The organism is Candidatus Enterococcus huntleyi (assembly GCF_009933175.1).
Lineage (GTDB): Bacteria > Bacillota > Bacilli > Lactobacillales > Enterococcaceae > Enterococcus_K > Enterococcus_K huntleyi.
In genome coordinates this window covers 1-24,420 of record NZ_MAEJ01000010.1, presented here as the reverse complement: position 1 = coordinate 24,420, position 24,420 = coordinate 1, and the positions used below count along the sequence as shown (strand labels likewise).

Sequence of the window (24,420 nt, the reverse complement as noted above, 5' to 3'; positions counted from 1 at the left end):
ATCACCTACAAGTTCATTTTAGCGTATTTTATTGAAAAAATATCGTTTAAAGCTATATTCATTTTTATATTTGGCAAAAAAAAATCTGAAACAAAAGCTTGTGGGCTTTGTTTCAGATAAGTTCATTCAGAGTTAACCTAGAAATCCTGCTAAGAACGTTCCACCATAAATTAAGGCCAGACTGTATAAGAAAATAGAAGCAGGTTTTGCTAAAAGAATAATTAACGCATATTTTTTAACAGATATATTTGTTAATCCTGCCATCAAACAAAGCGCATCATCTGGGGCAACTGGAAGGAAGATAGCTAAAGCGAATAACTTTTCAAAACGATTTTGATTATCTAACCAACCGATGTATTTATTATAAGTTTTTTCACTAATCATGCTAAGAATAAATGGCTTACCGAAGCGACGACCAAGCAAGAAGATGATGATCGAACCAATACAGATGCCAATATAGTTATAGATAAAGCCAGCCATGGGACCAAAGATTAACACACCAGCAGCACTACTAATACCACCGGGGATAATTGGAATCACAACTTGCAATACTTGGATTAAAACAAAAACAATCGGACCTAAGATGACTGAGTCGCCCACTAATCCTCGTAGCGCATTGATATCCTTAAAGACGCCTAAATTAATAAAATAAATCGTTAAAGCAATTGAAATACCTATCCCAATAATAGATATGATATTTATTATTTTTCGAGAAGCAGCGATACTCATTTCTTCATCTCCTTTGTCTAGTTCGATACATTTAATTTTTTTATTTTCATTATACTCATTTTGCCACGGAATGGCTTGTTCGTCTAGGAACAATTTTGTAAGATAGCTGTCACATTAGCAATTATAGCTGTTCGTACATTTCTCTATATGAAGAGTATAGGCTATTTCTAAGAAATACTCATCAAACTTTAGTCGTATTTATGAATTTTTAAGGAAAAAAATTTTACAGAACGTCATTTTAGGACTATACTGTCTTTAGAATATTTCGGTTAGCCTAAAAAAATAATTAACCTAACCGTTTCCTTTAGAAATGAGGATTGGAAAAATGAAAGAAGAGAAAAAATTAATGGCCTACGCGAATGGGCCCAGCCTAGAAGAAATTAATAATACCGTCGAGGTTCCAAAAAATGCTAGCTTTGCTCGGACGCTGATGGCATACAGCGGTCCCGGAGCGCTGGTGGCCGTAGGATACATGGATCCAGGGAATTGGATTACTTCGATCGCTGGAGGAGCGGAATACAAATATGCGCTACTTAGTGTTATTTTGTTGTCTAGTCTGATTGCGATGCTTCTACAAAGTATGGCAGCTAAGCTAGGAATTGTGACGGGTCGAGATTTGGCCCAAGCAACGCGTGAACATACTAGTAAAAAAACCGGGGTTGTCTTGTGGGTCATTACGGAGCTTGCGATCATGGCCACCGATATTGCCGAAGTTATAGGAGGGGCGGTGGCCTTACAGCTCTTGTTTGGCATTCCTTTATTAGTCGGCGTTTTGATTACAACCTTTGATGTTTTGCTTCTATTATTATTGACCAAATTAGGTTTTCGTAAAATTGAAGCAATTGTTGCTGTCTTGATTTCTATTATTTTCTTCGTCTTTGCTTATGAAGTCGCGTTGGCTACTCCAAATATTGGCGAAGTGTTGCAGGGATTTATTCCTGATCCACAGATTACCTCAGATAAATCGATGCTTTTCTTGGCGTTAGGGATTGTGGGGGCAACGGTTATGCCGCACAATTTGTATTTGCATTCATCGATTGCCCAAGCCCGCAAGCTTGATCGGAGGGATGAGAAGGAAGTCGCGAAGGCCATTCGGTTTACAACGTGGGATTCGAATATTCAGTTGACAGTGGCTTTTATCGTCAATTGTTTGCTCTTAGTTTTAGGTGGGGCGCTGTTCTATGGGACGTCTAGTGATTTGGGGAAATTTGTTGATTTGTTTGAAGCGTTGAAGAATCCCGACATTGTTGGTAAAATTGCTAGTCCAGTGTTGAGTATTTTGTTCGCGATTGCTTTACTTGCCTCTGGTCAAAATTCAACAATTACAGGGACTTTATCGGGTCAAATTGTGATGGAAGGCTTTATTCATTTGAAAATGCCTTTGTGGATGCGCCGAGTGGTGACTCGTTTGTTGGCGATTGTCCCGGTCATTATCTGCGTTATTCTATATGGCGGTAGTGAGACGGCAGTGGAGGATTTACTGCTCTATACACAAGTTTTTCTCAGCATTGCTTTACCTATATCAATCATCCCTTTAACGATTTACACGAGTGATAAAAAATTGATGGGGAAATTTGCAAATCCAACCTGGGTTAAAATTATTGCTTGGATTGTTGCGGTTGCTTTAACGTTACTCAATTTATTCTTAATATATGGAACATTAGTGGGTCTAGAATAATTCGAGAGCCTAAAAAAGGGGCGGCTTTGATCATCTTAGCTGGATAATCAAAGTTGCTCCTTTTTATGGATATATGAAACTTCTTTGTGGGGACAAAAGGCTTATCTAATCTGTGAATGACGTAATAAGTGTAGATGGTTATTTGGTGGTTGCATGCCGTCGCAACCATTTACTATATAAATTTTCTAGTAGACTAATAATCACAAAGCCGCCAGCAATAGAACCGGCTGTAACAATCACGAGCCAACTATTTTCAGTACCAGCTTGCACATTACCCAGTACGAATTCGCGAATGGCTTTATAGGCGGGCCCACCAGGCACTAAAGGAACGAGGCTGGGAATATTAAAAATAATCATCGGCATTTTTTTCATGCGTGAAAAGAAGAGACTCATAAGGCCAACGGTCAGTGCACCTAGAAAATTGGCTAAACCAACCCCCGCACCCAATGGTTGGCTCAGATAAAAGGCCAGCCAACCAGCAGTTCCTGTTAAGCCACATAATAGGAGGGCTCGACGAGGAATATTTGTTAGAATACCGAAGGCAACCGTGCTAAAAAAGCTAAATACAATATGCAAAATAAGTGTCATGCGAGACCTCCTTAGATAAATAGTTTGAAAACAAGTGCGATGCCCACGCCAATCCCACTAGCTATGAAGAGGGCTTCAGTGGCTCGAGCCATCCCGCTAATTAGGTGACCAGCTAAAATATCTCTGAAGGCATTGGTGATAGCCACCCCAGGCACAAGTGGCATCACCGCACCAATAATAATATTATCCATACTATGGGCCAAACGAAAATGGACAAACAAGAAGGCCGATATACCAATCACAAAAGCGGCCAGAAAATCATTCAGAAAGCGCACTTCCAGCCATTTCTTGGAGAAGATAGAGACTAGATAACCTAGACTGCCTACTATAAAGGTAGGAAGAAAATCTAGCCAAGTACCGCCAAAAATGTACATGAGTGTGCAGCTGACGATGCCGGCTGCCAAAATTTGTAGCATCAGTGAGAATTCAGGTGCTTCATCCTCTATGTGTAAAAGTCGATGATAGAGCTCTGCCAGAGAAATTTCCTGACTAGCAAATTTGCGAGACAGGTTATTGACGGCAGCAACCTTCTCTAAGTTAATCGAACGTTCAGTGATATTTTCGAGTTGACTCGAGTGGCTAGAACGTAAGCCAACAAAAATCCCAGTAGCCGTGACATAGCTAACGCTGTCTGCTTCACCAGCATTTGCGGCAATCCGATTCATCGTATCTTCAACACGATAGACTTCTGAGCCTGCTTCCGTCATGATTTTTCCAGCGAGTAAGCAGGTATCTAAAACTAATTCTTGGTGGGTAGTCGAACTCAAAAAAGTGCATCTCCTTTGCTAAGCGATATAGACGTAGTGTAGCATGTGAATTAATCAGGAGCCAACTAATTTATTCCGAGAAATAAAAAATAACAAAAAGTGTATTTCGTTTGCAAAACAGGCAAGGATTCAGTTAGAATAAAAAAACGAAAAAGAATAATGATTATTATTTTTCGAAAGAGAGGAGAATCCGCATGCGTCGGAAAATCTATACGAAAGAACAAATATTGAAAGCTGCTTATGATGTTGTTTCTACTGAGGGATTTGCCGGATTTACAGCTAGAAATATTGCCAAAAGAATGGGTATTTCTACTCAGCCTATCTACTTAGAATTTAAAAATATGGAGGATCTGAAAAACGAACTGTTAGATATGATCTTTTTAGAACTCAAAGATGAGATTTTTCCAGTACAACGGACCGGTGATAAAGTCATAGATTTAGGTTTAAATTATATCGATTTTGCAAAAAAAGATCACAATCTTTATTTGGCGCTTTTCGTTGATGAAGAGGGTGGCGGCAAAAAAATGCACGACTTTTCTTTCAATTATTTCTCTTCCTTAATTGAAAATGATCCGCAATATGCAAATCTTACACAGGAACAAATCGAAATGTTGCATACAGGAACTTGGGTGGTTGTAACGGGACTCGCTTCGTTATCTTCTTCAGGAAGTATCAACCCAACGCAAGAACAGATTGTTTCTTTAATTAAACGGACAGTCAATAATATTGTTGAAATGAGAGAAGCTGCTAAATAGCACTTCTAACGATAGGTATCATAGCTAGACACTAACTAAAAAATGAGTCACTATATAAGAAGAAAAAATTAGTTTAGTCGTACGCACATCAACAGGATGCTTTTCTATTTCTTTTCTGTCCTGTCCATAAAAAATGAGCGAGACTAAATAATTTTTAGATTTTTCCTTACTATAGACCGAAAAACTTTCCAGTGAAGACTGGAAAGTTTTTTATTTACCTAAAAAAAGTCTGAGAATGGTAGAAAATTTAAGTGAAAGGTGGTACTTTAGTAAGAGGATTTAGTTTATGAAGTAAACAGGAAAGAAACTTGCGTATGCGTGAGCTTTTTTGACAAAATTAATTATATATATTGCCTCATTTTGTGGAAATATTGGAAAAGAGAATAGGAAGTGAACAGAAGTAATGTGTGGAATCGTAGGTTTTGTAAATACCAAGGATCGTAAAGAAGAAATAGTGACTGATATGATGGATCGCATCGTCCATCGTGGACCAAATAGTTCAGGTAGCTATGTAGATAAACAGGTTGCCTTAGGCTTTCGTCGCCTAAGTATCATTGATTTAGAAGGTGGAACACAACCTATCTATAATGAAGATCGCTCAAAAATCATTATTTTTAATGGAGAAATTTATAATTATCAGCCATTGCGTGAAGAACTCATTCAAGCGGGGCACGTTTTTACTACTCAGGCTGATACTGAAGTATTGCTACACGGCTATGAAGAGTGGGGCACTGATTTGCTACAAAAAGTTCGCGGTATGTTTGCCTTTGTGATTTGGGATAATGAAAAACAAGAACTCTTTGGTGCGCGCGACTTTTTCGGTATCAAACCATTTTATTATGCGGAAATGAATGGCACGTTTATGTTTGGTTCAGAGATTAAGAGCTTCTTAGCGCATCCTGATTTTGACAAACAATTAAATAAAGCAGCCTTAAAACCTTATATGACTTTCCAATATTCACCATTGAATGGAGAGACGTTCTTTAAAGGCGTCCATCGTCTGCAAGAGGGACATTACTTCCTATATAAAGATGGTAAAATGACGATTAAAGAATACTGGGATGCCAACTTTGAACAAAAAGAATCGAAAACCAAAGAAGAATGGATTCAAGCGATTGATGAAGCAGTTCAAGGATCGATTGCTGCCCATAAGATTAGTGACGTTGAAGTCGGTTCATTCCTATCGAGTGGGGTGGATTCTAGTTATGTTGCTTCAGTGTTGAAGCCTGATCACTCGTTCTCTATCGGATTTGACGATAAAACTTATAACGAAGCGATTGAAGCACGCAAATTAACTAAGCTATTAAAGCTCGATAACACGGCAGCCGTGATTGATGGTGATATGTCATTCAAAGCTTTTCCTTTGATTCAGTACCATTTAGACGAGCCAGATTCTAATCCATCTTGTGTTCCGTTGTATTTCTTAGCTAACTTGGCAGCTCAAAGTGTCCGTGTGGTTCAATCAGGTGAAGGAGCCGATGAATTGTTTGCTGGCTATCAATCTTATGGATTCCATACCAACTCAAAAGTGATTCGTGTACTTGCTCAAGGTTTGAAGAAATTACCGAAAGGCACTCGTTATAGCTTAGGTCGGAAAATCGGCAAGATGAAAAACTTCCACGGTAGAATTCATTTGTATGAATCATTAGCGCCTGCTAAAGAGTACTTTATTGGCCATGCGAAAGTTTTTGAGGAAAGTGAATCGACAGATTTCTTACAACCTGACTATGCAAAAGGACCGTCTGTCGCTGAGATTATGGCGCCACATTTTGCCAAAACAGACAACATTAAAGATGAAGTCAATAAAATGCAGTATGTTGATGTACATCAATGGATGCCAAAAGATATCTTGCTGAAGGCAGACAAATTATCAATGGCCAGCTCTTTAGAATTACGCGTGCCACTGCTAGATATTGAATTGATGAAATTAGCACAACAAATTCCAAGTAAATATTTATTAAATCAAAATAATACAAAAGATATCTTCCGCCAAGCAGCGAATCGCCATTTGCCAGAAGAATGGTCAAACCGCGTGAAGCTTGGTTTCCCAGTGCCAATCAAAGTTTGGCTAAAAGAAGACCATGGCTATCAACAAGTTCGTGATTTATTTGAAGCAGACTTCGCCAAAGAATTCTTTGATCAAGCGAAGATTATGCAATTACTAAATGATCATCGAGAAGGGAAAAAAGAAGTCCAAAGAAAAATTTGGACAATCTTTAGCTTCCTAACTTGGTACAAAGTCTTTTTCATCGATGAAAAGATTCCAACAACTGAAGAAATTGTTTACGATATCGTGTAATTCAAAGACAAAAATGACTGCCAAATTCGGCAGTCATTTTTGTTTTTGAAAGAAAGTCTAACTATCTTACGTGCTTGGCAGTCTCTTAGACTAGCTTTTTTAGTATTTTGTATTTGTCTGGAAAGGTGTTCCATATTGCAATCCTACTTGTTCACCACCCTGATTTACTTGCTAATTCGAATCATTGGTAATTTTTCCCACTAGTGCCTATTCGCACAGATTTCGCGTCTTTTTATAGCGCGTCAAATGCCAAGAATCCACTGTTTAGTGGGTTTTTCTTTTAAAAACATCTTTTTCCGAGCACTTTTCACTGTAAAAAGTGTGCGAATGAAGACTAGTGAGGAGAATTCTGATATTTACAGCTTACTTAAGGTCAGAATTGAAATTTTTCAGAGTTAGAGAATCCTATCAATAAAGGGTTCTATCGATTATTTTTATGAAAACTGTCTAAAGTAGAGACTAGATTCGGTCCTATTTCTCAAGTAATCTTTTGAAATCCCACTAGTGTCTATTCGCACAGATTTCGGGTATTTTGAAACGCGAAAAATGGCAAGAACTCATTGCCTAGTAAGTTTTGCCCATAAATACCCATGCTTGCCACCTTCAAAAGTGTGCGAATGAAGACTAGTGGGGAAATTCAGACATTTACAACCCAATAAAGGCTCGGATTGCAATCTATAAAAGATAGAGGATAATATGAAAAGAGGGGAATCAACAGACATTTTCTTTTTATCGGCCTACGCATAACATTCCGCTACTGTGAAACTTGGTGAACGGAACTGGCAAATTCATTGTCTAGTGGATTTTTTCGATAAATTTATCGTTTTCGCGTCACTTTTTAGCTCAAAAGATGTCGTCTAACCACAAGTGGAAGAAATAAGCTAGTTTGTAGTCATTAAATAGCTCATCTATTTAATAGGTACAAAAAAGCCTCGACATTGTCGAGGCTTGCTAGCATTGCGTAAACATTAGTGAGTCAATCACTTTATTATAAAGACAGGTATTTCTCTAAGTAATCGGCTAAACCATCTTCTTGATTACTTTTTTCTGTGACATCATTAGCCACTTTTTTTAACTCATCTGTCCCATTTGACATGGCAACACCCCAACCTGCGTAGTCAAGGAGCTCCAAATCGTTGTGTTCATCCCCAAAAGCCAGAACATTTTCTTGAGAAATATTCAGGTAGTTGGCAATCTCATGCACACCTTTGGCTTTTTGGATGCCTTTAGCAACGATTTCTAAAATTGCTGTCGGGCCACCCCAAGTCCGCACATCGACAAATTCGCCGTATTGGTTCATCAATGAATCAGAAACTTGTTGGGCATATTGTTTTTGCGTCCGCACGAGTAGAGATGCTGGATCAGTGGTCATATTTGTTGCTGAGAGTAGGTTACTATTTGTTGCCATTGATGCGAATAATTTTTCGTCATAAAAATCTAAGCTGTCAATGAAGAATGTTTCTTTATTTTCAGCGGCAATAAAGTCTAAATTCAACGCTTCTTTCTGAGAAAGGATATCGAAAGCAATTTCCCGTTTAATCAGGGTTTCACGTTCGCCAGCCCATTGTTTTTCAGGCAAATGGACGAGAGCGCCGTTGAAGTTAACCATCGGTGTTTTTAAGTTCAGTTCTTTATACAGATGGTGACTCATACGATAGGGTCTACCAGTGGCGATGCTGACGTAATGTCCAGCGTCCATCGCTTTTTTTAAGGTGGCTGCTGTTTTTGTTGAAATTAGTGAGTCATTATTTAGTGTTGTACCATCCAAATCGATGGCGATTAATTTTTGATTCATAGTTGTCCTCCTTTAATTTATAACTACTATCAAAGAGTGTTGTTTAAGTCTAGCATATTTGGCTAATTTGGCAAGTTTATGTGCCCAAAAAGGTCTCTTTCTTTCATTTGTTTTCATAAAAATGGAAGGGATGAATAAAGTGGATACCCTTAAAACACGAACATTAGAAGAAAATAATCTATTTTTGTTTAAGAAAACGTTGAATTTATGAAAAATACCTACTATAATTTGTACTTGTCCGATGGAATAACGAAATTTGCACTTATTTTATTTTTACCCTTCGTTCTTCCATCAAAAAAAATTGAGGAGTGGAAAATTTTCATGGAAAATTTTTTCAAATTGAAAGAAAATGGCACTAAAGTTTCAACCGAAGTAATGGCGGGGGTCACAACCTTCTTCGCGATGAGTTATATCTTATTCGTTAATCCGTCTATTTTATCAGCTTCAGGAATGCCATTTCAAGCAGTGTTCTTAGCAACAATTATTGCTTCTGTTATCGGTACCTTAGTAATGGGATTATTCGCCAACGTACCTTATGCACAAGCACCAGGTATGGGATTGAACGCCTTCTTCACTTTCACGGTAGTGACGGTTCTTGGCTATACTTGGCAACAGGCCCTAGCAATGGTATTCATTTGTGGACTAATTAATATTTTAATTACGGTCACAAAAGTACGTAAAATGATTATCAAAGCCATTCCAGAAAGCTTGCAACATGCGATCGGTGGCGGGATTGGGATTTTCGTTGCTTATGTCGGAATTAAAAATGCTGGTTTACTTTCATTCTCAGCTGATCAAGCATCTATTACAAATTCAATCGTTGATGGTGACAAAGCAGTCAATGTAACAACCAACAGTGGGATTGTCCCAGCTTTAGCTAACTTTGATAATGCACCAATCATTCTAGCGGTTATCGGTTTAGTATTAATGACTGTCTTAGTCGTGATGAACGTCCGTGGCGCGATCTTAATCGGGATTGTCGCTACAACAATTATCGGTATCTTAATGGGTGTCGTTGATTTGGGCGCGATTCAGTGGCAAGAAAATTCTCTAGGTAGCTCAATTAAAGAATTAGGCACGACTTTCGGTGCTGCTTTTGGACCAGACGGCATGCAATCATTATTCAGTGATTCGTCTAAAATTCCACAAGTCCTTATGACAATTATTGCCTTTAGTTTATCAGATACTTTCGATACAATCGGAACATTTATCGGTACAGGACGTCGGACAGGAATCTTCTCTAAAGAAGATGAGCTTGCTTTAGAAGACAGCAAAGGTTTCACAACAAAAATGGATAAAGCGTTATTCGCAGATGCCATTGCAACTTCAGTTGGTGCGATTGTTGGGACTTCTAACACGACTACTTATGTAGAATCTGCAGCCGGTATCGGTGCAGGTGGACGTACAGGTTTGACTTCTGTTGTCGTAGCAGCATTGTTTGCTTTAAGTAGTTTATTCTCTCCACTTATCGCGGTAGTTCCTGCCCAAGCAACAGCTCCTGCCTTGATTCTTGTCGGTGTCATGATGTTATCATCATTCAAAGATATCGAGTGGACTGACTTAGAAGAAGCCGTTCCAGCTTTCTTTGCTTCAATCTTCATGGGTCTTTGCTACAGCATTTCTTACGGGATTGCCGCAGGTTTCTTATTCTACGCAGTAGTAAAAGTTTCTAAAGGTAAAATTAAAGAAGTTTCACCAGTGATTTGGATTGTTAATATTCTATTTATTATTAACTTCATTATTTTAGCAAGACTGTAATAAAAATTAAGACACATACACGTGCACTTCCTTGTTCTTTAATGAATGAGGAGGTGTTTTTTTACCATTAAAGAAAGAATTGTCACGAGAGCTCTTCACAGGTATTTTTCTATAATATGAATGGAAGATTAAAGCCTCAATTTTTACTTATCCAAAACAGCTTATATACGAAAAAATCAATCAAAAAGCACTTTTTTTTTATTTTTCAAAATTTTTCTGATCTTTGACCGTTTTGAATTTAACTCTTTTTAAAAATAGGGTATAGTTAAGAGGTGAGAGGGATGAAACTATGAAAATAGAATGGAAAAAGAATTTAATGGTTGCGTGGTTGGGTTGTTTTTTTACTGGAGCTAGTATTAGTTTAGTCATGCCTTTTATTCCAGTATATGTTGAACAGTTAGGTACGCCCGCAGATCAAGTGGAATTATTTTCAGGATTAGCTATTTCTGTGACGGCCTTTGCCGCTGCGATTGTTGCACCCATTTGGGGAAACCTTGCTGATCGAAAAGGACGCAAAATTATGATGATTCGTGCAGCAGCAGGGATGACAATTACCATGGGTTCATTGGCTTTTGTTCCTAATGTGTACTGGTTGTTAATTATGCGTTTTTTTAATGGCGTTTTATCTGGGTACATACCGAATGCGACTGCGATGATTGCTTCTCAGGCACCCAAAGAAAAGAGTGGTTGGGCACTAGGAACGCTCTCGACAGGGGCAATTGCTGGGAACTTGATTGGCCCATCAATGGGTGGTGCGTTAGCCCAATGGTTTGGGATGGAAAATGTCTTTATTATTACCGGAGCTGTGTTATTGATTGCGACTTTACTGACTATTTTTATGGTAAAAGAAGATTTTCATCCGGTGGAAAAAAAGAATATGGTCAGTACCAAAGAGCTCTTTTCAAGTATGAACAACGTCTCTATCTTAATTGGTCTATTTATTACGACACTGATCCTTCAATTAGGTGTCACCAGTATTAGTCCAATCTTAACCTTATATATTCGTTCTCTTAGTGGTGATTCGGGTAATATTCTCTTTATTAGTGGGTTAATTGTCTCAGTAGCCGGGGTTTCTGCCGTGATTTCTTCACCAACTTTAGGGAAACTAGGCGATCGAATCGGCAATCATAAAGTTTTACTAGCTGGACTCGTCTTGTCATTTTTCTGTTTTATCCCGATGGCTTTTGTAAAAACGCCATTACAACTAGGGATTCTACGATTTATACTAGGCTTTTCAACTGGTGCTTTGATGCCATCAATTAATACGCTAATAGGAAAGATTACACCAGAGCATGGGGTCAGTCGGATTTATAGTTATAATCAAATGTTTAGTAACTTTGGTCAAGTTCTAGGGCCGATGGTCGGCTCTACAGTCGCTCATTCAATGGGCTATAGCTCTGTTTTCCTTGTGACGAGCTGTTTTGTGTTAGCAAATATCATTCTATCATCCTTTAATTTTAGAAAAATGATGAGCAGTAAATTTTAAACAGTTGAAAAGAAAAAAAAACCAGTTACAATAAAAAGTAACTGGTTTTCCTATTTAAAATTTTATTATTTGTGTACAGCTTCTTTTTTTGGCTGAGAAATCATTCCAATAAGAATAACGAATAGACCAGCAATAAGTGAAATGACCGTTGTGAGTACAAAATTATAAGTGCCATGTGTTAAAGCCCCACCGATATAACTAACAACTTGACCTAACATAAAAGCCCAGATTAAAGTCACGATATAACGCATGAAGAACACCTCTTTTCTACTTATGAGTGTAGCACATTTTCTGAAAATGTAAAGAAATGTGAGTGAGATTTTCTCACGATAGCTGAACGGGTAAGCTGAACCGATAAGTAGAGGAAATAATAGAAGAGTAAATGAATAAAACAAGCGAAAGGAGGCGGTAGGATTTGTTTCCACAATTATATACAGTGACCTCATATTCCTTATTACAAAGTACGGTGAAAATTGCCCAATATGTGGATGTGGCAAAAGAACGAGGCTATAAAACCCTTGCGGTGACTGATAAGAACACGATGCATGGTGCGGTAGAATTTTTTCAAGCCTGTCAGAAAGCCGGCATTAAACCCGTATTTGGTTTATCGCTTGAGTATGAATCATCAGTCACACAACGGACGCATGCCGTGATACTTTACGCAAAGAATTACACAGGCTACCAACAATTAATGTACTTATCTAGTAAGAGAATGATTGAGGGGACACTTTATTTAGAAGAGCACAAAGACCTGTTTTCAGACCTTTTTGCAGTCCTCCCAGAGGCAAATGAGTTCGCGGAGTTAGCATTAGAACAGCATCCTGGGACTGATGAGCGAGTACAAACAGTGCTCTCACTCTTTCAAGAGGAGAGTGTCTATGTCGCGGTTACGATAGGTTCTATTGAGCAGAATCCAGAGTGGGAGCTGTTACAAGCAGAGTATTTGCTAAAACCACTGGCGCTGCACAGTGTGCGCTATTTAGAAGCTTCGGAGGCTTTTGCCATTGAAGTGATGCAGCATATTCAAGCCGGTACGCAATTAGAAAGTGGCAAATCCAAGCGTGCGCTCATCGAGGGACCGGATTATTTAATGACTGAAGTGCAGATTAAACAATTATTTGTGGAAAATGGACTGGAAGTGGCTGTTAGGAATGCGGAAAAAATGGCCGATGCCTGCGAAGTCGTCTTGCCGTTGCATCAAAAATTGCTACCCCATTATCCGGTGCCAGAAGACCAAGAACCGCATCTGTACTTGAGACAATTGTGTCTGGAGCGGATTGAACAACGTATTGAATCTCTAACAGATGACTATTACCAACGGTTAGACTATGAGCTTGGTATTATTCATCAAATGGGCTTTGATGACTATTTCCTCATCGTTTGGGATGTCATGGACTTTGCCCATAAAAGTCAGATTGTGACTGGTGCGGGGCGTGGATCAGGTGCGGGTTCTCTTGTGGCCTATGTCTTGTCGATTACCGACGTTGATCCATTGCAATATAATTTATTGTTCGAACGATTTCTGAATCCTGAGCGTTATACAATGCCCGATTTTGATTTGGATATTCCTGATAATCGGCGCGAAGAAGTGCTCCATTATGTCAAAGAAAAATACGGTCAGTACCATGTTGCACAGATTGCGACGTTTGGTACGATGGCAGCTAAGATGGTCTTACGAGATGTCTCTCGAGTCTTTGGACTGTCACAAAGTGAAGCCAATCGTTGGTCACAGGCGGTGCCAAATGCGCTGAAGATGACCTTAGCAAAAGCTTACGAAGAATCTCAACGTTTTGTTGAACTAGTGAATGCCAATCAGCAAAATCAGTTACTTTACAAAACTGCTCTGCAACTAGAAGGACTTCCGCGCCACGTTTCGACCCATGCGGCAGGGGTTGTGATTAGCGACCAAAATCTATTGGAGCTAGTGCCCTTACAAGAAGGAACGGAAGGAATCTTTTTGACGCAGTATACGATGACGGATGTGGAAACAGTCGGCTTACTAAAGATGGATTTCTTAGGCCTACGGAACCTGTCTATCATTGATCACGCGCTGAAGTCCATCAAGCGCGTGTATAAAGAAGAGGTCGAGTTAAAGAAAATTCCTTTAGACGATCCTGAGACATTGGCGCTCTTTCAAAGAGGCGAGACTTCTGGTGTCTTTCAATTTGAATCAGCTGGGATTAGAAATGTGTTACGCAAGCTGGGACCGACATCGATTGAAGATATTGCAGCGGTCAATGCGCTCTACAGACCAGGACCGATGCAAAATATCGATACCTTTGTGCGGCGTAAAAAAGGCCAAGAACCAATTAATTTTCCAGATGATAGCTTAAAAGAAATCCTGTCAAACACTTATGGAATTATCGTGTATCAGGAGCAAATTATGCAAGTTGCTTCAAAAATGGCCGGCTTTAGTCTAGGACAAGCCGATATTCTGAGACGAGCAATTAGTAAAAAGAAAAAAGAAGTCCTAGATGAGCAACGGCGAAACTTCGTTACAGGTTCTGTTGCGCAAGGTCACTCGAAAGAAAAAGCCAATGAGATTTATGATTATATCGAACGTTTTGCCGACTATGGCTTTAATCGATCTCACGCGTTTGCCTATTCGTTTGTTGGTTTTCAAATGGCTTATTTGAAGGTTCATTATCCAGCGCCATTTTACGGAGCGTTACTGCATTCTGTGAGACACCATTCGACAAAAATGAAAGAGTACCTTAATGAAGCGAGAAAACACAAGTTAGACATCGTTCCACCAACGATTAATCAAAGTAACTATAGTTTTACGGTTCATTCGAAAAATCAGTTAGCATTTGGTTTTAGTGGAATTAAAGGAGTCCGCAGAGATTTCATTCAGGCCATTATCGAGGAGCGAAAAGCAGCGGGGAGCTATAAGAGTTTTGATCAATTTTTGCTTAGATTGGATAAAAAATGGTTAAAAGTTGATTATTTAGAACCCCTAATTTTGATTGGAGCCTTTGATCAGCTGAAACCTAATCGTCGTCAACTTTTGAAAGAATTAGAAGGGAAAATTCAAAATGTCGTCTTTAGTAGTGGGAGTGAAAGCTTGCTAGATATTTTGTCGCTAAAAGAAGAAGAAATAGCGGACTATTCACTTGAGGAGAAGCTAGAGTTTGAAGAAAAATATTTAGGCACCTATCTTTCTGGTCATCCAACCGAAAACTATGAGCGTATCCGTCTAGCGAAAAAAGTTACGGCAATTTCTGATATTTTGCCAGGACAAACAGTCAATTTACTCGTCTACGTACGAAGTATTCGTGAGATTCGGACAAAAAAAGGTGAGCAGATGGCTTTTATAGATGGCAATGATGTGAGTGGCGAAGTTTCATTAACTGTTTTTCCAAAAACTTACCGAAGCAGTCGGACTTTTTTAGAAGAGAATCAAGTGATTTTGGTTTCTGGAAAGGTTGAAAAAAGCAATTATAATCAGGAGCTGCAGGTCTTAGCAGAGACGATTCAACGTGCAGACGAAGCTGAACAAGCAATCAGTAAAGCCACTTGTTTCTTACGTGTCGTAGCTGAAAAAGATCAGCCGGAGGTGATGAATCAACTGAAGCAAGTTTTCAGAAAAAATAGAGGAAGTGTCCCAATCATTATCTTCTTTGAACAAAGTGGGAAAAAAATTGGGTTAAGTGCCGAAAATTGGCTAGAAGATAGCCAAGAGGTGAAAAATCAATTAAGCTATATATTAGGTGAAGGAAATGTGGTTTTCAAATAATTTACGGTAAATTTTACCACACGTTTTCAACATTTTTCATTTTTTTGTTTATTTCCCAAGACATATCGACGTTTTAATGGTAAAATATAGGACGTGGTTAGTGTTAAAATAAGGTTTTATCTAAGTGCTTAACTTAGAAAAAAAGTATATTAATGAGGTGAATGATTGAGATGAAGCGCATCGGTATTTTAACTAGTGGCGGAGACGCACCTGGTATGAATGCAGCCATTCGTGCAGTGGTTCGCAAAGGTATTTATGAAGGTTTAGAAGTATACGGAATCAATTATGGATTTGCAGGATTGGTTGCCGGAGATATTCGTCGTCTTGATGTAGCAGATGTGGGCGATAAGATTCAACGTGGAGGAACATTCTTGTACTCTGCTCGTTACCCAGAATTTGCAACAGAAGAAGGCCAACTTAAAGGCATCGAACAATTGAAAAAATTCGGTATTGAAGGCTTAGTCGTGATTGGTGGAGATGGTTCTTACCATGGTGCGATGGCTTTAACAAAACGAGGATTTCCAGCTGTCGGCGTTCCTGGAACGATTGATAATGATATTCCTGGAACAGATTTTACAATCGGCTTTGATACAGCGATTAACACAGTATTGGAATCGATTGACCGTATTCGTGACACAGCAACTTCTCACGTCCGTACATTCGTTATTGAAGTAATGGGACGTGGCGCAGGCGATATCGCTTTGTGGTCAGGTGTAGCAGGTGGCGCGGATGAGATTATTATTCCCGAACATGACTTTGATATGGCTGTCGTTGCCAAACGTATCCAAGAAGGTCGTGACCGTGGCAAGAAACATTGTCTAATTATTTTAGCTGAAGGTGTGATGGGCGGAAATGACTTCGCTGATCAATTATCTGAATATGGCGATTTCCATACACGTGTGTCAATCTTAGGACACGTGGTTCGTGGTGGATCACCAAGCGCTCGCGATCGTGTATTAGCTAGCAAATTTGGTTCACATGCAGTTGAATTATTAATGCAGGGTAAAGGCGGACTATGTATCGGTATGGAAGAGAACAAAGTCGTCGCTGCAGATATTATTGAAACATTAGAAAAAAATCGTCACAAACCTGATTTATCTTTATATGAGTTAAATCAACATCTTTCATTTTAAAAGGCAAAACTAGCACATGATTATTAAGCTTAACGGCTATTAATAAACAAATAAAACAGTAGGAGCGTTTAGTAATGAAAAAAACCAAAATCGTAAGTACATTAGGACCAGCCAGTAACAGCGTTGAACTGATTGCAGAATTAATCAAAGCTGGAGCAAATGTTTTCCGTTTTAACTTCTCACATGGTGACCATGAAGAACAATTGTCTCGTATGACAATGGTTCGTGAAGCTGAAAAACAAGTTGGACAAGGCGTAGCTATCCTGTTAGATACAAAAGGAGCAGAAATTCGTACGACTGTTCAAGGCACTGAAACTGGTAAAATTGAATTTTCAATTGGCGATGTAGTTCGTATTTCTATGGACGACACTTTAGAAGGCTCTAAAGAGAAAATTGCTGTCACTTATCCAGGTTTATTCAATGATGTTCACGTGGGCGGACACGTACTGTTTGATGATGGCTTAATCGATATGAGAATCATCGAAAAAGATGAAGCAACGAACGAATTAGTTACTGAAGTTCAAAATGCTGGAATCTTAGGCTCTCGTAAAGGGGTTAACGCACCAGGCGTTTCAATCAGCTTACCAGGGATTACAGAAAAAGATGCAGATGATATCCGTTTCGGTTTAGACAACGATATCGACTTTATCGCTGCAAGTTTTGTTCGTAAAGCACAAGACGTTCTTGATATTCGTGAAATTTTAGAAGAAAAAGATATGAACCACGTTCAAATCATTTCTAAAATTGAATCACAAGAAGGAATCGATAACATTGATGAAATCATCAAAGTTTCTGATGGTATCATGGTTGCTCGTGGAGACATGGGTGTTGAAATCGCTGCTGAGTTAGTACCATTAGCTCAAAAACGTATCATCAAAAAATGTAACTTAGCTGGTAAATCAGTTATTACAGCGACTCAAATGTTAGAAACAATGCAACAAAATCCTCGTCCAACACGTGCGGAAGCTTCTGACGTTGCCAATGCTGTGTTTGATGGAACAGATGCTACTATGCTTTCTGGTGAGTCTGCAAATGGTGCTTACCCAGTTCAATCTGTTGCAACAATGGCTCGTATTGATGAAGAATCAGAACAAGCTTTATCAGAATTAGGTACTTTCCAAGTTAACCAATTTGATAAAACTGACGTAACAGAAACAATCGGTTTATCTGTTGCTCGTGCAGCTAAAAACTTAGGCGTGAAAACAATCGTTGCAGCAACTGAATCTGGTTACACTGCAAAAATGATTTCTAAATACCGTCCAGAAGCTGACATCTTAGCAGTTACTTTTGATGAACGTACTCGTCGTGGTTTAATGTTAAACTGGGGTGTTTATCCAACAGTTACTGAAAAACCAACAACAACTGACGAAATGTTCGAATTAGCAGCTAACAAAGCAGTTGAATTAGGCTTCGCTTCTGAAGGAGATTTAATCTTAATCACTGCCGGTGTTCCAGTTGGCGAACGTGGTACAACTAACGTAATGAAAATTCAAATGATTGGTTCAAAACTTTTAGAAGCACAAGGTGTGGGTTCTGAAACAGTCGTTGCTAATGCAGTCGTTGCATCATCAGCAGCAGAAGCTGTGAAAAATGCAAAAGACGGTATGGTTCTAGTTGTTCCTACAACTGACAAAGAATATATGCCAGCAATCGAAAAAGCTTCAGCACTTATCGTTGAAGAAGGTGGTTTAACTTCTCACGCAGCTGTTGTTGGGATTGCTAAAGATATTCCTGTAATCGTTGGCGCTTCTGAAGCAACTTCAACTATCGCTGATGGCGAATTAATCACAGTAGATCCTCGTCGTGGGATTGTCTACCGTGGTCAAACAACAGCTATCTAAGCTAAGTTGAACGACTGATTTAATTAAATCGATATTGAGGAATGGTGAATAGATTTATTTGCTTGAATCATAACTATAGAGCGGAACGTAGGTTCCGCTCTCGTTTTTTCTTCTTTTGATTGATGACGTAAATGGACGCCCTCGAGGTGTGAATAGGTGAGTCGTTGATTCAAAAGAATATAATTTATATCGATCAATCGAATAACATGAATAAAGCGCTAGGAGCCTATGAAAAGGTGTCAAGAAAATTTCATTGACAAACTTTTCTTAGCCCTGTATAATAGCTTTTGTTGTGTAGAGGTGATGAAAACATGAAATGGTCTTTATTGGAATTAAGAAAATACCAAGAGGCGCCCCTGAATTTTAGTGAGACACTTGACTTGAAAAGTGATCTAATTAAAAGAGATAATTTAATATTGGATGTTGCTCCAGTTCAGGTAGAGGGTCTGATTACGGTAACGAAAAAAGACTATCTTGTTCATTACAACATCCAAACAACGATCACTGTTCCGTCAACTCGTTCACTTGAACCAGTTGCTTTGCCGATGAATTTTGAAGTCGATGAAGTCTTTATGACCGAAGAGCAGTATCAAAGTCGCGATGAACTGATTCCAGAAGAAGAAATTCTTTTGTTGGAGACAGCTCAGCTAGATCTCAAGCAGTCCATCGAAGACAACCTGTTGTTGATGATTCCGATGCGCGTATTAACTGAAGAGGAGATGAAGTCCGAAGACTTTCCTAAGGGAGAGAGTTGGGAAGTGATTTCTGAAGAAGAGTATGTGCAGAGAAAAGAAGCAGTCAGCAGTGAAGTAGATCCTCGTCTTGCAAAATTATCTGAGCTATTTTCAGCAGATGATAACGAGTAAGATTGGAATATAATTGTATCCTCGTGATACAAGTCTTTTACAAGGAGGTGTAACAACGATATGGCAGTACCAGCTAGAAAAACATCAAAAGCAAAAAAAGCAAAACGTCGTACTCACTACAAATTAACTATTAATGGTTTGAACGAATGTCCAAACTGTGGTGAAATGAAAAAAAGCCATCACGTATGCGCAAGCTGCGGTTACTATGATGGGAAAGACGTTGCGTCTAAAGAAGCATAGTACATTTTTAGCATAGAAAAATGTAAAACCCCAAGGCTAACCATGGAGCCTTGGGGTTTATTTTGTAAAAAAATCGCGTTGAAGCGCTTAAAAATAGACTCTTTTGTTTTCAATCTCTTTCTATTAGGATATAATGAGAGAGATTATAAAGGAATTTTAAAGATGCAGGAGGAAATCAAATGACAAAACAACAAATTGGCGTTGTCGGTATGGCCGTCATGGGAAAAAACTTAGCTTTAAATATTGAAAGCCGTGGGTATTCAGTAGCCCTATTTAATCGTACGGGTTCAAAAACAGAAGAAGTCGTTAATGAGCACCCAACGAAGAATTTTAAAGCAACTTATACAATTGAAGAGTTTGTAGCTTCTATCGAAACACCACGCCGCATTTTATTAATGGTTAAAGCAGGCGCGGCAACAGATGCGACGATTCAAGAATTGCTTCCTCATTTAGATAAAGGTGATATCTTAATTGATGGTGGAAATACCTTCTTCCAAGATACTATCCGTAGAAATGAAATGTTAGCTGACTCTGGTATTAACTTTATTGGTACTGGTGTTTCAGGTGGGGAAGAGGGCGCCTTAAAAGGTCCTTCTATCATGCCTGGTGGTCAAAAGGAAGCCTATGAGCTTGTGGCCCCTATTTTAGAGCAAATCTCTGCAAAAGCTGAAGATGGTGAGCCATGTGTTACATATATTGGTCCTAACGGGGCAGGTCACTATGTAAAAATGGTTCACAACGGAATCGAATATGGCGATATGCAGCTAATTGCTGAGTCATATGACTTAATGCAAAACATATTAGGTGTTTCAGTGGATGAGATGGCAGACATCTTTAAAGAGTGGAACGAAGGCGAATTAGATAGCTACCTAATCGAAATTACAGCAGACATTTTAACACGTAAAGATGACGAAGGAACAGGTAAACCAATCGTTGATGTTATTTTAGATGCTGCAGGTAACAAAGGAACAGGTAAATGGACAAGCCAAAGTGCGCTTGATCTAGGTGTACCATTACCATTGATTACAGAATCAGTCTTTGCTCGTTATATCTCAGCTTATAAAGAAGAACGTGTCGCTGCAAGTAAAGTTTTACCAAAACCAACTTTTACTTTCAACGGTGACAAAGAAGAATTCATCGAAAAAATCCGTGAAGCTCTTTATTTCAGTAAAATCATGAGCTATGCTCAAGGCTTTGCGCAATTACGTGTGGCTTCTAAAGAGTACGAATGGGATTTACCATTTGGCGAGATTGCTAAGATTTGGCGTGCGGGCTGTATTATCCGTGCAGGCTTCTTACAAAAAATTACTGATGCCTATGAAAAAGAACCAGATATTGAAAATCTATTATTAGATGAGTATTTCATGGAGATTACTAGAAAATACCAACAAGCAGTACGTGAAGTAGTAGCGTTAGCTGTTCAAGCTGGTGTACCTGTACCGACTTTCTCATCTGCCATTGCGTACTTCGACTCTTACCGTTCAGAAAGATTGCCAGCGAACTTAATCCAAGCGCAACGTGATTACTTCGGTGCTCATACGTATGAACGCGTCGACAAAGAAGGCATCTTCCATTATTCTTGGTATAACGAAGAATAATCAGTCAATAACGATTTTGAGTAGGTAAAATTGAAAGGCTGGGACAAAACTCTTTCAGTTATATCCCAGTCTTTATTTTATGAAAGCGATGGAATACAAACACAGTAGATTTTTTTTGGAATAACCGTTATAATGATGTGGTTTCGAAAAAGCTTAGGAAGAGAAAGGATAAAGCATACATGAGTAATATTCTAATCATTGAGGATGAAAAGAACTTGGCCCGTTTTGTCGAATTAGAGTTGAAGCATGAAGGGTACAATACAGAAGTTCATTACAATGGACGTACAGGGCTGGAAGCTGCGCTGAATAGTGAATGGGATGCAATTCTTTTAGATTTAATGTTGCCAGAGCTAAATGGCTTGGAGGTTTGCCGTCGTATACGCCAAGTAAAAAATACGCCGATTATTATGATGACTGCTAGAGATTCTGTTATTGACCGGGTGTCTGGTTTGGATCATGGAGCCGATGACTATATCGTGAAACCTTTTGCGATTGAAGAATTACTTGCTCGTTTGCGTGCGTTACTACGTCGAATTGATATTGAAGGCGACAAAAATGTTGCGAAACAAACAACGATTACGTACCGCGATTTAACAATTGAAAAAGAAAATCGTGTCGTGAGAAGAGATAGTGAAGTAATCGAGTTAACTAAACGTGAATATGAGCTACTATTAACGTTGATGGAAAATGTCAATGTTGTATTAGCTAGAGATGTTCTACTTAACAAAGTTTGGGGTTATGAGACAGAGGTAGAAACAAACGTTGTTGATGTGTACATTCGTTACTTGCGTAATAAAACCGATGTTCCTGGAGAAGAGAGCTATATTCAAACTGTCCGTGGAACAGGTTATGTGATGCGCTCGTGAAACAAAGCAAAATAAAAAGAGCGGAAAAAAGAGAACTAAAGGGGCCTTCCTTGACTATCAAGTGGGCCTTGGCTAGTTCTTTCTTTATATTTGTGGTTTTTACCATTTTTGCCGTTATTACTTATAAATCATCAGTCAACTTAATTGTCGCCAAAGAACGAGGGAATCTGGAGAAGACGACCGCAGAAGTGGTTTCACGATTGGCTAATTCAGAGAAAGAATTGACGATTACTGATACTTATAAAAATTTATCGAATTCAATATTTTCAGATGGACAACAATTTGAGAAAACGACGACTATTGAAGGTACATTAATGCAAATAGATCCGTTTATTTCCGAATTAGGCCAAGAAGGCTTGAGTTTATATGTATACAATCTCGATAAAGAACTAGTATTTGAAACACAAAATCGAAAACAAAAACTTTTTCAAGAAACACGTAAATCACCAACGATTATCACTTTAGATAGTAAAATTGGCTTTCTATCAATCGAAGTCATTTATTCGAAAGGCACGAGAGAAAAGATAGGCTATGCTCAAACCTTCTATGAATTGTCTTCTTTTTATGAGATAAAAAATAAACTGTTGCTAACTTTAATCGTCTTAGAGGTGGTTTCTCTAATTCTTAGCAGTGTGCTAGGCTTCTTCTTGTCTTCGTACTTTTTAAAACCGTTAAAGGAATTAAGAGATACAATGGATACCATCAGAAAAGATCCGCAATCTGATATTCATATGAAGGACATTAAAACAAATGACGAATTGGCTGACTTATCAGAGATATTTAATGAAATGCTAGATCGTATGCGGCTATATATTGAGCAACAAGAGCAGTTTGTCGAAGATGTGTCTCACGAACTGAGAACACCAGTAGCAATTATTGAAGGTCATTTGAGCTTGCTTAACCGATGGGGCAAAGATGATCCTGAAGTGTTGGAAGAATCTTTGAATGCCAGCATGCAAGAAATTAGTCGTATGAAAAGCTTAGTTCAGGAAATGCTTGATCTATCTAGAGCAGAACAAGTCGATATACATTATGCTAACGAAGTGACGAATGCGAAAGAAGTTGTCTATCAGGTCTATAACAACTTCAAAATTTTGCATCCTGATTTTGTTTTAACGCTAGACGATGATATCCCAGAAGAAATCCAATTAGGGATTTTCAGAAATCATTTTGAACAGATCATCATTATTATTTTAGATAATGCGATTAAATACTCGACTTTGAGAAAAGAAGTGCACATTTCTATTTCTACATCGCGGAATGAATTCGAAATCGCCATTCAAGACTTTGGCGAAGGAATCTCTGAGGATGACTTGAAAAAAATCTTTAATCGATTCTACCGAGTGGATAAGGCGAGAGCTAGAAACAAAGGTGGAAATGGTTTAGGTCTTTCGATAGCGAAGCAGCTTATTGAAAGTTATAAAGGAACAGTTGCTGCAGAGAGTGCGGTAAATCAAGGGACAATTTTCCGGATTTTTATTCCAATTAAGAAAAAATAAGGTGACTATAGTCAAAAATAAACGGCTCATCTGACCATTTAAGGTTGGGTGAGCCGTTTGCATAGAATTGACAACGAACAATCGATAGATAGATAAAAAGAATAGATAGGAAAATGCAGAAAAAAACGAGCGAAATCATTGGAATTCTATATAAAATTCGTGTTTGAGAAAAGTTTAAAAAACTTATTATTTTTAGTTGATTTTTTTTACAGGTATTGCTATATTAGTATTTGTTCGAGTCGTTATTTGTTTTATTAAATGTCACAAAAAAAGTTTTTAAATGTTTTGTTGACTTGTCTAAAATATAATGATAGAATAACAAAGTCGCTCGAGAGAGATGGCAAGAAAACAGTTGATAAATCAATAAAATTTATTGAAAAAAGTTGTTGACAGATAACAACGAAACTGTTATTCTAATTAAGTTGCTGAAACAAGCAAACAACTTTCTGAAAAAGAAGTTGAAAAAAACTTTTATAAAAAAGATGTTGACATTCACTTGATTAACTGATAAGATATAAAAGTTGCTGAAACAGCAATGGTAGACCTTTGAAAACTGAACAAAGTAAGACAAACCAAATGTGTAGTGTGTACTTGATTCGTTCAAGTCACAAACATTTAACAAAGCAAGCAATATGCTAGCAAACAAATTGAGCTTAACAATCGCAAGATTGTTCTAACTTTTATTATGAGAGTTTGATCCTGGCTCAGGACGAACGCTGGCGGCGTGCCTAATACATGCAAGTCGAACGCTTTTTCTTTCACCGGAGCTTGCTCCACCGAAAGAAA

General features: G+C 38.4%; 18 protein-coding genes. 13 read left to right on the top strand and 5 right to left on the bottom strand.

All coding sequences use genetic code 11. From position 1 onward, the window contains the following. Nucleotides 1-132: 132 nt before the first annotated feature. Nucleotides 133-729 carry a TVP38/TMEM64 family protein gene (locus BAU15_RS06730; RefSeq protein ID WP_161841973.1) on the bottom strand — a complete coding sequence of 199 codons (597 nt, stop codon included), beginning with the start codon at nt 727-729 and terminating at the stop codon, nt 133-135. A 325-nt stretch (nt 730-1,054) separates the two neighbouring features. Here BAU15_RS06730 and BAU15_RS06725 point away from each other — a divergent pair, with 325 nt between their 5' ends. After that, on the top strand, nt 1,055-2,407 hold the full coding sequence (locus BAU15_RS06725; RefSeq protein WP_161841972.1) for an Nramp family divalent metal transporter: 1,353 nt from the start codon (nt 1,055-1,057) through the stop codon (nt 2,405-2,407). Between the two features lie 138 nt (nt 2,408-2,545). On the opposite strand, the gene BAU15_RS06720 is transcribed toward BAU15_RS06725, so the two are convergent. Next, entirely contained in the window at nt 2,546-2,995 is a 450-nt protein-coding gene (locus BAU15_RS06720; protein ID WP_161841971.1) for a threonine/serine exporter family protein, read from the bottom strand. An 11-nt stretch (nt 2,996-3,006) separates the two neighbouring features. Continuing rightward, the gene (locus tag BAU15_RS06715; RefSeq protein ID WP_161841970.1) at nt 3,007-3,762 is read right to left on the bottom strand and encodes a threonine/serine exporter family protein; all 756 of its coding nucleotides are present in this window, start codon (nt 3,760-3,762) and stop codon (nt 3,007-3,009) included. A 194-nt stretch (nt 3,763-3,956) separates the two neighbouring features. On the opposite strand from BAU15_RS06715, the gene BAU15_RS06710 reads away from it, so the two are divergent. Continuing rightward, entirely contained in the window at nt 3,957-4,517 is a 561-nt protein-coding gene (locus BAU15_RS06710) for a TetR/AcrR family transcriptional regulator (protein WP_161841969.1), read from the top strand. Between the two features lie 403 nt (nt 4,518-4,920). Next, nucleotides 4,921-6,816, top strand: a complete 1,896-nt coding sequence (gene asnB, locus BAU15_RS06705; RefSeq protein ID WP_161841968.1) for an asparagine synthase (glutamine-hydrolyzing) — start codon at nt 4,921-4,923, stop codon at nt 6,814-6,816. 988 nt (nt 6,817-7,804) lie between these two features. Here the strand turns inward: asnB and BAU15_RS06700 are convergent. Further along, nucleotides 7,805-8,611, bottom strand: a complete 807-nt coding sequence (locus BAU15_RS06700; RefSeq protein WP_161841967.1) for a Cof-type HAD-IIB family hydrolase — start codon at nt 8,609-8,611, stop codon at nt 7,805-7,807. 321 nt (nt 8,612-8,932) lie between these two features. On the opposite strand from BAU15_RS06700, the gene BAU15_RS06695 reads away from it, so the two are divergent. Both BAU15_RS06695 and BAU15_RS06690 read left to right on the top strand, forming a co-directional pair. After that, complete coding sequence (locus tag BAU15_RS06695) at nt 8,933-10,369, top strand: NCS2 family permease (protein ID WP_161841966.1); 1,437 nt, start codon at nt 8,933-8,935, stop codon at nt 10,367-10,369. A 289-nt stretch (nt 10,370-10,658) separates the two neighbouring features. After that, nucleotides 10,659-11,855, top strand: a complete 1,197-nt coding sequence (locus BAU15_RS06690) for a multidrug efflux MFS transporter (RefSeq protein WP_161841965.1) — start codon at nt 10,659-10,661, stop codon at nt 11,853-11,855. Nucleotides 11,856-11,920: 65 nt separating this feature from the next. On the opposite strand, the gene BAU15_RS06685 is transcribed toward BAU15_RS06690, so the two are convergent. After that, entirely contained in the window at nt 11,921-12,106 is a 186-nt protein-coding gene (locus tag BAU15_RS06685; protein ID WP_161841964.1) for a YjzD family protein, read from the bottom strand. 164 nt (nt 12,107-12,270) lie between these two features. On the opposite strand from BAU15_RS06685, the gene dnaE reads away from it, so the two are divergent. The 8 genes from dnaE to BAU15_RS06645 all read left to right on the top strand — a co-directional run bounded on the left by dnaE (nt 12,271) and on the right by BAU15_RS06645 (nt 23,634). After that, entirely contained in the window at nt 12,271-15,591 is a 3,321-nt protein-coding gene (gene dnaE / locus BAU15_RS06680) for a DNA polymerase III subunit alpha (RefSeq protein ID WP_161841963.1), read from the top strand. Nucleotides 15,592-15,761: 170 nt separating this feature from the next. Then, nucleotides 15,762-16,724, top strand: a complete 963-nt coding sequence (pfkA, locus tag BAU15_RS06675; RefSeq protein WP_161842123.1) for a 6-phosphofructokinase — start codon at nt 15,762-15,764, stop codon at nt 16,722-16,724. Nucleotides 16,725-16,798: 74 nt separating this feature from the next. After that, nucleotides 16,799-18,565 carry a pyruvate kinase gene (gene pyk, locus BAU15_RS06670; protein ID WP_161841962.1) on the top strand — a complete coding sequence of 589 codons (1,767 nt, stop codon included), beginning with the start codon at nt 16,799-16,801 and terminating at the stop codon, nt 18,563-18,565. Nucleotides 18,566-18,876: 311 nt separating this feature from the next. Beyond that, the gene (locus BAU15_RS06665) at nt 18,877-19,431 is read left to right on the top strand and encodes a YceD family protein (protein ID WP_161841961.1); all 555 of its coding nucleotides are present in this window, start codon (nt 18,877-18,879) and stop codon (nt 19,429-19,431) included. 60 nt (nt 19,432-19,491) lie between these two features. Beyond that, nucleotides 19,492-19,671: a 50S ribosomal protein L32 gene (gene rpmF / locus BAU15_RS06660; protein ID WP_161841960.1), complete on the top strand. Its 180-nt coding sequence runs from the start codon at nt 19,492-19,494 to the stop codon at nt 19,669-19,671. Between the two features lie 179 nt (nt 19,672-19,850). Further along, on the top strand, nt 19,851-21,269 hold the full coding sequence (gene gndA / locus BAU15_RS06655; protein WP_161841959.1) for an NADP-dependent phosphogluconate dehydrogenase: 1,419 nt from the start codon (nt 19,851-19,853) through the stop codon (nt 21,267-21,269). A gap of 179 nt (nt 21,270-21,448) precedes the next feature. Further along, complete coding sequence (locus BAU15_RS06650; protein ID WP_161841958.1) at nt 21,449-22,135, top strand: response regulator transcription factor; 687 nt, start codon at nt 21,449-21,451, stop codon at nt 22,133-22,135. Next, on the top strand, nt 22,132-23,634 hold the full coding sequence (locus BAU15_RS06645; RefSeq protein WP_161841957.1) for a HAMP domain-containing sensor histidine kinase: 1,503 nt from the start codon (nt 22,132-22,134) through the stop codon (nt 23,632-23,634). Before BAU15_RS06650 ends, BAU15_RS06645 begins: the two co-directional genes overlap by 4 nt. Nucleotides 23,635-24,420: the final 786 nt, after the last annotated feature.